This is a genomic window from Flavobacterium sp. PL11, assembly GCF_035985025.1.
Lineage (GTDB): Bacteria > Bacteroidota > Bacteroidia > Flavobacteriales > Flavobacteriaceae > Flavobacterium.
On record NZ_JAXCIA010000005.1, the window covers coordinates 109,923 to 123,507 of the forward strand.

Here is a 13,585-nt window from a genome sequence, read left to right on the forward strand (position 1 = left end):
AGTAAGTACAATGACTTCACAAATTTTAATTCAAGGCTACACATTAGAACAGCTGGCAGATGCACTAAAACCATTATTGGTAACCTCTACACCAACAGCACCCACCGAACCCGAAAACGAATTTATCACAAGAGAACAGGCGTGCGAATTACTTTCAATAAATAAAACTTCACTTTGGAAACACACCAAAAGCGGGCGGTTAAAATCGTACGGTATTGGCAACCGTGTTTTGTATCGTAGAGATGAAGTATTGCAAGCGGTTAAACCTATTAATCATTAATAAGATGAAAGATAGTAAACCACAGGCGAAACAGTTAAGCGATGCAATTGATAACGCTATGACCACAGAACAAACGGCAACTTTAAACCCGTTTCCTATTGAAGTGTTCCCGTTACTTTTTAGAGATTTAGCAACGGATTTAAACACGTCCTTAAAATTTCCTATTGACTATGTAGGAACAGCAATTTTAACAGCCGTAGCCACAGCGGTCGGAACAACGGCAAAAGTAAGAGTTAAAAATAATTGGTTTGAATATGCTTCAATTTATAGTTGTGTAATTGGCAACGCTGGAGCAAATAAAACCCACCCGATAAATTTGATATTTGGAGCGATACGAGAACTCGATAAAAAAAGGCACGATGAATATGTTGAAAAATTTAACGAATATGTTGCTTATGGCAATTTAAGTAAAGCAGAAAAAACCGAATCAATAGAACCGCCGAAACCAAAACCAATTTTAAGCAAAAGTTTAATAAACAATTTCACACCTGAAGTATTATACAAAAGATTAGACGAAAATTTGAGAGGTTTAACGGTTGTAAGTGATGAAATGGCTACTTTTTTTGAGGGAATGAATCAATATTCAAAGGGCGATCAGGTTAGTGTGTATCTTTCATTTTGGAGCAACCAACCCACCACCATTGACCGTGTAGGAAACCCGATACCGTTATTTATTACGAATCCTTATTTGTCAATAATTGGCGGGTTGCAACCTCGAATGCTAAGTACTTCGTTTCCTATTCAGAAACTAAATAACGGATTTTTTCAAAGATTTTTATTTGCGTTTCCTGAATCCAATTCCAAACAGCCAATTAATGATATTGAAAACGATGAAGCAATGTATAATAAATACAAAGACTTTATTCAAAATTATTTTAACACCTATTCGGTTTATGAAGTGGACGGCAAAATTGAAAGCAAAATTTTAAAATGGACGCCCGAAGCAAAAGCATTTTTCTATAGTTGGCAAGCTGAAAATTGCGATGTAGTCGATGAATTTCAAAACAATATTAAGGGCGAAATTGCTTCAAAATATGATAATCATTTTATTCGTTTGTCCTTATTGCTTCAATTGATGTTTGACCCGCAAAGCGAAAGTATTGACATTACAGCCGTGAAAGGTGCAAAAGAATTGTGTAGATATTATATGAATTGTGCCTTTAAAGTTTTGGCAGTTATTCAAAACCCCGTTGAATATTTGGAAACATTAAACCAAAATAAGAAAGATTTTTATAGAGCTATTGCAGAAAATTTCACAACAGCCGAAGCTTTAGCGGTCGGATTAAGATTTGAATTTATACCACGACGTGTAATGGATTTTTTAAAAGATACCGTACTATTTAAGAAAGTAAAACACGGAAAGTATGAGAAAACCATAAAACCCGAATGAGATAATTTAAACTAATTAAGTTTTTGCACTTTGCACTATTGTCATTATTGTCATTTTGAAAGTGACGAAAGTGACGAAAATGCAAAGTGCAAAACTATAAAATCTTATAGCGATGAATATACAATTCTCTTATTTTGTTGGAGGTTCAAAAATAGTAACACCAACAGCCGTTTATAATTTTAATGATTTGATAGAATTATACAGATCAAACTACATAAAAAATTTAACGGCAAAAATGATAAAATGCACAGATCCGATTGAAAAGACAATTTTAAAAAACCAACAGCCGTTTATCACACCTTATGGAACATTTTCGTATCGAGAGAATAAAAGCATAATTAATCACAATAGTAATTTAGTAGCCTTTGATTTTGACAAACTAGAGCAGAACAAAGCAAAAGACTTAAAACAAATATTGTCTAACAATAAAAGTTGTATGCTCGCTACAATTTCAGGCAGTCAGAAAGGCGTTAAAGCCTTCTTTTTACTAAGCGATGTAATACCATTAAATAAGCATTACGACACGTTAAAACACAATGCAGACAATCTACTTAATTTGATTGGTGTAGCTGAATTTAAACCTTATTTGGATTTGCGCCAATTTGTATTAAGTCAACCGATGTTTATAAGTTATGATGCAGAAATACATTATAATTTTCAAGCCGTACCGCTGGAGATAAAACTCGAAATGTATAAAGAACCCGAAAATATTAAAAATATATTTCCTTCAATAGTTTGGAATGAAAAGGTAACAGATGACAAACTAAAAGCAGTTATTAATTACGTTCTGAAAGCAACCGAAAACCTTTGTAAATTTTACGGAAATCATACAGGAGCAAGGCATGATACAATCGCAAAAGTTAAAAATATTGCTGGAATGATAAAAGCATATAATCTACCTATTGAAAGCGAAGTATACAACGCACTTGAAAGCAGTATAATTGGAATGTATGGAGGTAGTACACAAGCTAAAATAAGTAACGCTTACAAGTCTTTAAAACACGCTTGGCAAAATGCGGAGGCAATTCAAAACGATACTATAAATTTTATATTAGAAAGAAATTATAATAATTCCTGTGAAGTCAAATATATTGCACCACCAGAACCCTCGTTTCACAATTACGAACTTGTGAGCCAAAGCGGTCAGAATTTCAAAGAAAATAATTTTATTCAATTTCTTAGAAAATACTTTACTGATTATGAAGTAAAAAATGCAATATTGAAATATCTTATAGGTAATTCAAAACATTGGAGCGGTGCAACTGTATTTTGGCAAATTGATAACAACGAGAAGGTAAGGCATGGAAAAGTTATGTTATACGATCCTGAAACAGGCAAACGGCAAAAGCGAGCAGACGGCAAAGCGTATATTAATAGTGTTCGTAGTATTTTGAAACTTGAAAATTTTCATCTTAATCAATGCTTATTTGGTTTGCACCTTATTAATGAATGTAACCAAAAGACTATTGCAGTAGTTGAAAGCGAGAAAACAGCCGTTATAATGAGTGTTTTTAAACCTCAATATATTTGGGTTGCAACAGGAATGAAAGGCGGGTTTAAATACGAAAATTTGAAGCCTATCAAAGATTATAAAATTATAGCGTTTCCAGATAAAAGTGAGTTTAACGATTGGCACGATAAAGCAATAGAATTAAATGCAGTAGGGTTTAAGATTAATGTAAGCGATTGGCTGGAGCAAACAGATTATAAGGACGGCACAGACCTCGCAGACGTTTTAATTGATGAAGTTGCAAATATAGCACCCGAAACAATAAGAGAACAAACACCCACCGAAATAACAGTTAATAGAATAGCGGAACACACGCCCGAAATATTGCTATTGATTGAAACTTTTGATTTAACTGATCCAAATGGAAATGAAATAAGAAAAACGCTAAATGTTAAATAAGTATTTACTTATGGTTTTCCTGAAAGTAAAAATTATCTTTGAGTAAATTTAATATTACGCCAAATGAAAAAATTACTTTTTATTATTTTTATGTCATTTACTAATTTTGCTATATCGCAGAATGTAAACTTTAAAATTGATAATGGTTTAATAAATTGGAAAAATGTTTATTCTGATTCATTGAATACACTACAGCTTAAAAATAATCAGTTGTTGGAATTTAAAACCGATTCGACAGGTTTTGTAAAAAAGACAAATTTTAATGATAAAAAACTAAGGCAATTGACTGCTGAATTTAAAATTGAAACGCAGAAAAATAAGTATAGAGTTACAGTTTTTAATGTCAAATTTTATGCTGAACCAATGAATTTATATGGAGGTGGTTTGTCTATGCAAACAGTGACAGAATACTCAATTGAACAATCACTAATTAAAAGTGACGGTTCAATAAGAAAGACCTATATGGGCTATAATTTAACAGAAACATTAAATCCGCATTTAGTAAATTTATTTACCATCAAAAAACAAGAAAGTAAAAATTGGTAATTTTTAAAAATAAAACGTCTATGAGAGCACAATACATTATTTTACTTTGCATTTTTTTTGTTTATGGAATTGTTTCAAGTCAATCTAAATCAAACATTACTCCGCCTAAAAATACGGTTAAAATAATTATCAAAAATTCAAGTGATAAAATTTCTAACTTTAATTTAATAGCACAGACTATTATTGATAATGATTTTTCAATTGATAAAAAAGACAATGAATTTTTTATTATCGAAACAGCTCCAAAGCTAAGTAATGATAAAACGAGCACCTATATTTTGAAGTTGGTTGCTAAAGATAATTTGATTGTCTTAACTGGATTTGCAAAGTCAAGAATAAATTCAAATTTTGCAAACATACCAGAGGAATATGAAAAAATAATTAACAAAGGAATGAAAGGGTCGATTTTCAAAGATCAATTTAATTCTATGTTTTCTTTTGCAAAACTATTTGCAGATAATGAACTTGAATTTGTAGTGAATTAAAATTTACTAAAGCAAGTTTTAGTTTGAGAATTTAATCTAAAAAGGCGAACCATAACGGAACGCCTTTTTTTTTGTTCAAATAGTTTTCCACAGGCAATGCGTAAAACCTTAACAAATATAACTATAAGTATTATCTATTGAAAATAAATATTAAATTTGTTTAACCTATTATAGTTTAAAATAGAATCAAATGGCAAACAACACAGGACAAAAGTTTGGAGGGAGAACCAAAGGAGTAACAAACAAAGATACAGCGGAAATAAGAAACAGTTTTCAATATCTTATAGAGAACAACCTCGAACAGTTAGAAAGCGATTTAAAAGAACTCAAACCATTTGAGCGAATTAAAGTTATTTTAGAATTATCAAAATTTGTACTACCTACATTAAAGGCAACAGAATTAAGTACAACAACTGAAAACGCATTTATTCCTATTGTTGTTAATATTACAACACCTGAAGACGTGAAGCGAATGATTAACGAGTTTAACGATCAGTATTAATGGAAATTCAAATAAACGATATCGACGAATTAAAAGATTTTATATTAAATTCAGATGTAAGCATAAGCGATAAAATAACAATTATCAACCGATGTTTAAATGTTGCAATACTTGGTAACTTTGACACCGTAGCTGAATTAATAGAAACAATTGATGACAATAGCCAAAACGAAAATAAAAGAATTATTTTAGGTAAAGGCATCAATCCTGATCAGATAGAATATGAATCTTAATAAAAATAAAAGTTCATTACTATCTGTTCGTGCGTGAACAGATAGTCGTAAATTCCGAACAAATAGCTGGGTTAATCACTTCGCTAAAAGACTATTGGGGCAAATGGAAAGATGCTGAATGTAAACCAATTTTTATAGGACTTGAAAGCTTGGACGTGGAATCATAATAAAAGTTAACGTTTTTTTGTTCCTGGGATCGTCAAAATACTTTGTTAAACCTTGCTATCAATGATGAAAAAATAAAAACACGTTTTGCGAAACGATTGGTTTTTTATAGGAATTGAAATGTAATAAATAAAACTTCGTTACTATCTGTTCATGCGTAAACCTTAATTTTGGAGCGTTCAGAATAACGAACGTTATAATGAAAAGAAAAGAAATTTTATATTTTTATAGATAATTACTAAATCTTATTAATTTATAGTTCAATATAGACGTTCGTTTATCTAAGTTCATATTTTATCAATCACATACGTTAATATGTACTTTTGAATATATCCTTTAAATTTACAGTATTGTAAAAAAAATAATTCTCAATCACTTTTTGGATTAACCAGGAGCAACTGCTGGAGTTATTAATTTGGCATACTTTGAACTCAATAGCATTTTTTAATTCCAAAGCATAAAAAAACGCCCTAAATTAGAGCGTTTTAAAAATGGTTGCACGTTGGTTGCACGAAAAACCCGTAAACCCTATAAAACCAATACTATTAGTGACCGCGACAGGGTTCGAACCTGCAACCCTCAGAGTCGAAATCTGATATTCTATCCAGTTGAACTACGCAGCCATTATGATTATAGATTGTTGTCTAATGATTTTAAATATTAAAATCGCTATCTAAACTACATTTTCTAAACCAATAATTTTTTTACAATTGTAGAAATTGTTTTTCCTTCTGCAGTTCCACCTAATTGTACTGATGCTATTCCCATAACTTTCCCCATGGAAGCAATTCCTGACGCTCCAGTTTCTGAGATAATTTTAGCAATTACAGCTTCAACTTCCATTTCACTCAATTGTGCTGGAAGAAATTTTTCAATTACAGCGATTTGAGCTAGTTCAGGCTCAGCTAAATCCATACGGTTTTGTTCCGTAAAAATCCTAGCACTTTCTTTTCGCGTTTTTACTAGTCTTTGTAACAACTTAACCTCATCATCGGCAGTAATTTCTTCCTTAGACCCAGTTGCTGTTTGCGCTAATAAGATCTCAGATTTAATAGCTCTTAATGCTTCTAAAGCTACAGTATCTTTGGCTCTCATGGCTGTTTTAATATCATCCATGATTAATATTGATAAACTCATTTACTTTTGTATTTTATATTCTTGATTTTATATTTTGACTTTTACGTAAAAACTTCTATTTAACCCTTATGTTTAATAACAACATTACAACATCTTAAACTGATTTAGAAAATAAAAAAGACGGCGATAATTTTGATAAAAATGTTCATATTTCCAATTTATTATAACTTTTAAAATTTTTGAAATGTAAATTAAAATATTTGAAGTATTAAAAAACAAATAGATGGTATCATGGCAAATTTAAAGCAATTTAGTGAAAACCACAACACATATTCGCTTCATATTAAATAATAATGACCCAAAAATTAGCAATAATCTTCGGGTCATTATTATTATTTTTAAATTTCTTAATCTACGTTATCATGTAAATATGAATTGTTTGAGCGTAATTGCAAATCATTATTACTATCTGTTCCCACTGATATTCTGGAATTGCTGTTATTTAAAGCGCTATTAGAAATATCAATCCCTGATCTTTTATATGCAGGTTCCTTTTCGTATTCGTCAATTTTAGAAACATTGTTATGAAATTTATAATTGAATTCCTTTAGCTTTTTTCTTCTTTCATCAGCTCTCATACGCACAGTGTCCTCAATTGTCATTTCCATTGGTGAGATCGGTTCTGCATCTGCTACAAAGACATTAGATTTTGGAACTTGTTTCATCGTAATATTTAGTTCTGCTGGTACAACTACTTCTGGAATCTTAATTATTGGCTTAGCCATAAATTCAGGTTCTTTCTCCATAAACTCCTCTAAAGAATATTTAATAATACCTTTATCAGACAACTCAGTTACTGGAATAAATTGAATTGCTTCATTTACTGTTATTTCGTTGACTTCACTAGTATATTCAAATATCGCTTTTTTTTCATGTGAAGGCTCCTTAACCTCAGTTTTAAACAAGGGAAGGTCAAATGAAAAAGTAGTTTGATCTTGTCTCTCAATTACTTTTGGTTGTACTGGCTTTATATCTGCAGCAGGCGAACTAATTTTAAAATCAACATCACTAATAGGCGATACAATTTCAAAAGACACATCTAGATTTTTAGCTAGATCGTATATTTCAGTAGCATCATCAGTAGCAGTTGTTGGTATTGTAACTGTTGCATCTGAAGCTATTGTTACATCTTCAAGTAGATCATAAACAACACGCTCGTTAGTACCAGAACCTATAGAATCAGCATTTAAATCAAATGCTTTAACTGATTTATTACTTAAATTATAGACACTTCTTTGCTCATCTTCAAGTGTGTGAATTATTTTTTTTGGTTCCGTATTTACAATTTCGTTTTGTTGCTCAATGTCAAATCCTGTCGCAATTATAGTAACAGCTATAGCATCACCAAGAGATTCATCCTCACCTACACCCATGATAATATTAGCATTATGACCTGCTTCAACTTGAATATGATCATTGATTTCCCCTATTTCATCGATGGTAATCTCATTAGTTCCTGAAACGATAAGAAGCAACACGTTCTTAGCTCCAGTGATTTTATTATCATTTAATAATGGGGAGTCTAATGCGGCAATAATCGCCTCTTTAGCTCTATTTTCACCAGATGAAACAGATGATCCCATAATGGCGGTTCCGCTATTGAACAAAACTGTTTTAGCATCTCTTAAATCAATATTTTGAGTATAATGGTGTGTAATGACTTCAGCAATTCCTCTTGAGGCTGTTGCCAAAACTTCATCTGCTTTCGAAAATCCAGCTTTGAAACCAAGATTCCCGTATACTTCTCTTAACTTATTGTTATTGATAACTATTAAGGAATCGACTTGCTTGCGCAGTTTTTCAATACCAATTTGCGCTTGCTCTTGACGCACTTTACCTTCAAATAAAAACGGCAACGTTACAATTCCTACAGTAAGAATATCTCTTTCTTTAGCTAATTGTGCAATAACTGGTGCTGCACCTGTTCCAGTTCCTCCACCCATTCCGGCGGTGATAAATACCATTTTGGTATTACGATCTAACATTTTCTCGATATCAGAAATACTTTCGATAGCTGATTGCTGTCCTACATCAGGATTTGCACCAGCACCAAGGCCTTCCGTTAGATGTACTCCTAACTGAATTTTATTTGGAACTGAACTATTTTGTAATGCCTGAGAATCGGTATTGCAAACTATAAAATCTACACCTTTAATCCCTTGTTTAAACATGTGATTTATGGCATTGCTTCCTCCTCCACCTACTCCTATAACTTTTATAACATTTGATTGATTCTTTGGTAAATCAAATGAAATACTTCCAAATTCTGGGTCGCTCATCATCTTATTTGGTTTTTGAAATTGTTATATTACTAAATCTTATAATTATTTGGCTAAGCCAATTATTCTGCGTTTTCTAAAAAGTCTTTGATTTTATCTACATATCGATCAAAGAAATTGCGTTGTATTCTATTTACTGTTGAAGTTTGCTTTTCATTTCCATTTTCATCCTCAACATTTTCAACCATCTGCGATTTTTCATCAATTGAATCTTGCACAACTGCCGGTCTATAAACAGGTGCTTTAGCTTGTGTTAAAGCTTCAATTCGCACGGCACTTTGTGACTTATTCTCAATACTTTTCATTACTAATCCTACTGCTGTGGCATATAATGGGCTTGCAATGTCCTCATCAGAATTTCCAGCTAAATGCTCATTAGGATATCCTATTCTAGTATCCATTCCAGTAATATATTCCACTAATTGCTTAATATGCTTTAACTGTGCACCTCCACCTGTAAGTACAATTCCTGCAATTAATTTTTTACGAGGATCTTCATGACCATAAGCCTTCACTTCTGTAAAAACCAAATCTACGATTTCTACCACTCGCGCATGAATAATCTTTGATAGATTTTTTAATGATATCTCTTTTGGTTCTCTACCTCTTAATCCTGGTATGGATACAATCTCATTATCTTTATTTTCTCCCGGCCAAGCAGATCCAAATTTAATTTTTAATAATTCGGCTTGTTTTTCTATAATTGAACATCCTTCTTTAATATCATCTGTAATGACATTACCTCCAAAAGGTATTACAGCGGTATGACGAATAATAGCATCTTTAAAGATCGCTAAATCAGTTGTTCCACCACCTATATCGATTAATGCAACACCCGCTTCTTTCTCTTCTTGGCTTAAAACAGCATCTGCCGAGGCTAAAGGTTCTAATGTCAATCCCGATAATTCAATTCCTGCACTTTGGATACATCTTCCTACATTGCGAATGGACGAGGCTTGTCCTACCACAACATGAAAACTAGATTCTAATCGTCCACCATACATTCCAATAGGTTCTTTTATCCCCGATTGACCATCAATTTTAAATTCCTGCGGAAGAACATGAATAATTTCCTCTCCAGGTAACATCGCCAATTTATTTACTTGATCTATTAAAAGCTGAATGTCCATCCCGCCTATAACTTCTTCAGGATTATTTCTGCTAATGTAATCAGTATGTTGAATACTACGAATGTGTTGCCCTGCTATTCCAACAACGACATCTTTTATTTTGTAACCTGAATTATTCTCTGCTTCTTGAACTGCTTGCTGTATAGATAAGATAGTTTGCGTAATATTATTTACCACACCTCTAGCTACGCCCAAACTTTTAGATTTTCCTATACCTAAAATTTCCAGTTTACCATATTCATTTTTCTTGCCTATCATGGCAACAATTTTAGTTGTCCCTATATCTAGACCTACTGCAATATTTTCTTTTTCCATCATCTATTATTTAGTGCAAACTACTTGTTCCGTAAAGCGGAGATCAATATTTCTATATTTATACAACGAACTATCTAAAACTGCCTTTTGAAAAAAAGCTTTATAATTTTTAAATTTTTGCTCCATATTTTCAACTTTGCCAAAATTTATTTGATAATCGAAGTTTCTATTAAGCATCGTAATGGTGCCATCTGGCATAATTTCGATTCCTATTATGTTTTTCTTTAGAAATGAATCATCATATATAAACCTTAAAAAAGTAGTTAAAACTTCGTTATCAATACTAGTCATTTTTCCCGTAATTAACGGTACTCTCGCCGTATAATTTATTGACAAAGGCATTCTACTTCCTTGATAATCAAAATAACTAGAACCATCTTTATCAAAAACCCTTGCTATAGGGGTTTTTTGCTTAATTACAGCCTTTAATACACCATCAACACTTACAAATACATCTGATTTTTCAATCATTTTTTGAGCATTTAAGCCTTTTTCCAACTTTTGCAAATCTAAATTAACTTTTCTTATGCTAGACACATCAGTGTTATTTTCTATTAACAATTTAGTAATTGCTTCACGCCTAACAAATGGTGTGCTATTTCCTTCAAATATAATAATGGATTTTGAAAGTTTTCTGTTTTCATTACGTTTTGAAGTAAATGAAAATAGAAAAATTACCACTATAAACATTAGAAGTAATCTAATATTGTTCCAATTAAATACTTTCATAAATTGCTTTTTTAATTGATGGAACTAATTCTCCAATATCACCCGCTCCAATAGTAATAATTACGCTTGCATGGCTCTCTAAAATTTTTGAAACTATATCTTTTTTATCAATTATACTTACATTATTATTGGTCATTTTATTCAATAGCCAATTAGAGCTTATACCCTCAATAGGTAATTCGCGAGCTGGATAAATATTTAACAACAATACTTCATCAAATGCGGATAAACTCTTTGCAAAGTCATCACCAAAATCTCTTGTTCTACTAAATAAATGAGGCTGAAATATAGCTAACGTTTTTTGACCTGGATACAATTCTGAAACTGCTTGATAAACGGCATTTATTTCTGTAGGATGATGCGCATAATCATCTATATACACCTTTGAACTTGTTTTTACCTGGTAAGAAAATCTTCTTTTAATCCCATTGAATGACGCTAAAGCTTTTATGATTTCATCTGCTGGAGTACCATATAAATCAGCCATTGCAATAGCCATTAAAGCATTCATTAAATTATGTCTACCAGGTAGAGCAAAATTAAAATTTTTAATTATCTCATTTGGCGTCTGTACATCAAATATATAATTTCCATCACTTATTTTTATATTAAATGCCTTGTAAGCCGCCTCTTCATCTATGGCGCATATCACGCCTTCAATAGATAGTTGTTTCGTAATAAAAAGGTTGTTTTTATTTTCTATTTTATTTGCAAATTCTATAAATGATTCTTCTATAGCCTCGCTAGTTCCATAAATATCTAAATGATCAGCATCCATAGATGTAATGCAGGCAATATTAGGATAGAGATGTAAAAAGGATCGATCAAATTCATCAGCTTCAACTACTGTAACTGTTTTTCCACTACCTATAAGGTTTGAGTTGTAATTTTCAACTATTCCACCTATGAAAGCAGTAACATCAGCTCCACTTTCAAATAAAATATGTGCTAGTATACCAGAAGTTGTCGTTTTACCATGTGTTCCTGCCACTGCAAAGCAGAAGGTATCTTTACTAATTAAACCTAAAACCTCAGCTCTTTTTTTTATTATATAATCTCTTTCTATGAAATAATTCCATTCAGAATGTGTTATTGGTACTGCTGGGGTTATAATAACTAACGTATTTTCTACATAAAAATTTTTAGGAATCAAATTAATTTGATCTTCAAAATGTATTAAAATTCCACTTTCAATTAGTTCACTAGTTAGATTAGAAGGTGTTTTATCATATCCGCAAATTTCCTTTCCCAAGTTTTTAAAATAACGCGCAAGATTACTCATCCCGATTCCTCCGATGCCTATAAAGTATACGTTATCTATTTGTTTTAAATTCATTTTATTTTATGTAAAATCTTCAAGTTTAACAAAATTTACTTTTACGAACTCGGACTTTGAATCAATTTTATTATCTCGTCTACTATATCTTTTGTTGCATTTGGTTTAGCTAATTTTTTCATGTTATCGCTTAAATTATTTTGCAAATTTTCATCATATAACAATCTATTAAAAACAGATTCAAAATTGTCGTTTAATTCACTTTCTTTAATTAACAATGCACCATTTTTATCAACTATCGCCTTTCCGTTTTTAGTTTGATGATCTTCCGCAACATTTGGAGACGGAATAAAAATGGTTGGTTTTGCCACTAAGCACAACTCTGAAACAGATGATGCACCCGCTCTTGAAATTACAAAATCAGCGGCTGCATAGATCAAATCCATTCTATCAATAAAAGAAACTACTTGAACATCTTGCGTCTCTGAAAAATGTTTATATTCTGTCATATACGAATTTCCACATTGCCAAAAAATTTGAATCCCTAAGTCTAATAGAAAATTTAATTTTTCTGCTATTAATAGATTTATTCTTTTAGAACCTAAACTACCACCGAGAATTAATAACGTTTTTTTATTGTCATCTAAATTGAAATATGACATTGCTTCACTTCTTTTAGAATTTATATCTAAAAAATCTTGACGAACAGGATTACCTGTTAAAATCATTTTTTCTTTTGGAAAAAAATGTTCTAAATTCTCATAGGCTATAAATATTTTATCTGCTCTTTTACTTAATAATTTATTAGTTATACCTGGATATGAATTTTGCTCTTGAATAACAGTAGGGATATTTGAAAGTGCGGCCACGTGTAAAAGTGGGCCACTTGCAAATCCGCCAGTCCCTATAACTATGTTTGGCTTGAATTCCTTAATTATTTTACGAGCTTTTATCAAGCTACTCATCAATTTAATTGGAAATAAAGTATTGTCAAATGTTAGTCTTCTTTGTAATCCTGAAATCCACAGCCCTTTTATTTGATAACCTGCTTGGGGAACTTTTTGCATTTCCATTTTGTCATGAGCACCTACAAATAAAAATTCAGCATTAGGAAAACGTGCTTTTAATTCATTGGCAATAGCAATAGCAGGATAGATATGTCCTCCTGTTCCGCCACCGCTTAAAATGAATTTATATGTTTGCATTGTT

Annotated in this window: 13 protein-coding genes and 1 tRNA gene; 7 read left to right on the top strand and 7 right to left on the bottom strand. The window is 31.5% G+C overall.

All coding sequences use genetic code 11. The annotated features are described in order from the left end of the window. The first annotated feature begins 10 nt into the window (after positions 1-10). The 7 genes from RCH18_RS04315 to RCH18_RS04345 all read left to right on the top strand — a co-directional run bounded on the left by RCH18_RS04315 (position 11) and on the right by RCH18_RS04345 (position 5,345). Complete coding sequence (locus RCH18_RS04315; RefSeq protein WP_326935520.1) at positions 11-280, top strand: helix-turn-helix domain-containing protein; 270 nt, start codon at positions 11-13, stop codon at positions 278-280. 4 nt (positions 281-284) lie between these two features. After that, entirely contained in the window at positions 285-1,670 is a 1,386-nt protein-coding gene (locus tag RCH18_RS04320; RefSeq protein WP_326935521.1) for a DUF3987 domain-containing protein, read from the top strand. 112 nt (positions 1,671-1,782) lie between these two features. Further along, positions 1,783-3,579 carry a DUF6371 domain-containing protein gene (locus tag RCH18_RS04325; protein WP_326935522.1) on the top strand — a complete coding sequence of 599 codons (1,797 nt, stop codon included), beginning with the start codon at positions 1,783-1,785 and terminating at the stop codon, positions 3,577-3,579. 63 nt (positions 3,580-3,642) lie between these two features. Further along, on the top strand, positions 3,643-4,125 hold the full coding sequence (locus RCH18_RS04330) for a hypothetical protein (protein WP_326935523.1): 483 nt from the start codon (positions 3,643-3,645) through the stop codon (positions 4,123-4,125). A gap of 20 nt (positions 4,126-4,145) precedes the next feature. Beyond that, the gene (locus tag RCH18_RS04335) at positions 4,146-4,610 is read left to right on the top strand and encodes a hypothetical protein (RefSeq protein ID WP_326935524.1); all 465 of its coding nucleotides are present in this window, start codon (positions 4,146-4,148) and stop codon (positions 4,608-4,610) included. A 190-nt stretch (positions 4,611-4,800) separates the two neighbouring features. Beyond that, on the top strand, positions 4,801-5,112 hold the full coding sequence (locus RCH18_RS04340; protein ID WP_326935525.1) for a hypothetical protein: 312 nt from the start codon (positions 4,801-4,803) through the stop codon (positions 5,110-5,112). Then, positions 5,112-5,345: a hypothetical protein gene (locus RCH18_RS04345; RefSeq protein WP_326935526.1), complete on the top strand. Its 234-nt coding sequence runs from the start codon at positions 5,112-5,114 to the stop codon at positions 5,343-5,345. The genes RCH18_RS04340 and RCH18_RS04345 overlap by 1 nt, the downstream gene beginning before the upstream one ends. Positions 5,346-6,059: 714 nt before the next feature. On the opposite strand, the gene RCH18_RS04350 is transcribed toward RCH18_RS04345, so the two are convergent. The 7 genes from RCH18_RS04350 to murG form a co-directional block, all read right to left on the bottom strand. Beyond that, a tRNA-Arg gene (locus RCH18_RS04350) sits at positions 6,060-6,133 on the bottom strand. Positions 6,134-6,197: 64 nt separating this feature from the next. Then, positions 6,198-6,647, bottom strand: coding sequence for a GatB/YqeY domain-containing protein (locus RCH18_RS04355; RefSeq protein WP_326935527.1), 450 nt, complete (start codon positions 6,645-6,647; stop codon positions 6,198-6,200). Between the two features lie 347 nt (positions 6,648-6,994). After that, positions 6,995-8,929: a cell division protein FtsZ gene (gene ftsZ / locus RCH18_RS04360; protein WP_326935528.1), complete on the bottom strand. Its 1,935-nt coding sequence runs from the start codon at positions 8,927-8,929 to the stop codon at positions 6,995-6,997. 59 nt (positions 8,930-8,988) lie between these two features. Beyond that, the gene (gene ftsA / locus RCH18_RS04365; RefSeq protein WP_326935529.1) at positions 8,989-10,371 is read right to left on the bottom strand and encodes a cell division protein FtsA; all 1,383 of its coding nucleotides are present in this window, start codon (positions 10,369-10,371) and stop codon (positions 8,989-8,991) included. A gap of 6 nt (positions 10,372-10,377) precedes the next feature. Continuing rightward, positions 10,378-11,100: a cell division protein FtsQ/DivIB gene (locus tag RCH18_RS04370; RefSeq protein WP_326935530.1), complete on the bottom strand. Its 723-nt coding sequence runs from the start codon at positions 11,098-11,100 to the stop codon at positions 10,378-10,380. Continuing rightward, a complete protein-coding gene (gene murC / locus RCH18_RS04375; protein ID WP_326935531.1) occupies positions 11,087-12,436 on the bottom strand; it encodes a UDP-N-acetylmuramate--L-alanine ligase in 1,350 nt (449 codons plus the stop codon). The genes RCH18_RS04370 and murC overlap by 14 nt, the downstream gene beginning before the upstream one ends. 41 nt (positions 12,437-12,477) lie before the next feature. Next, a complete protein-coding gene (gene murG, locus RCH18_RS04380; protein WP_326935532.1) occupies positions 12,478-13,581 on the bottom strand; it encodes an undecaprenyldiphospho-muramoylpentapeptide beta-N-acetylglucosaminyltransferase in 1,104 nt (367 codons plus the stop codon). Positions 13,582-13,585 lie beyond the last annotated feature (4 nt).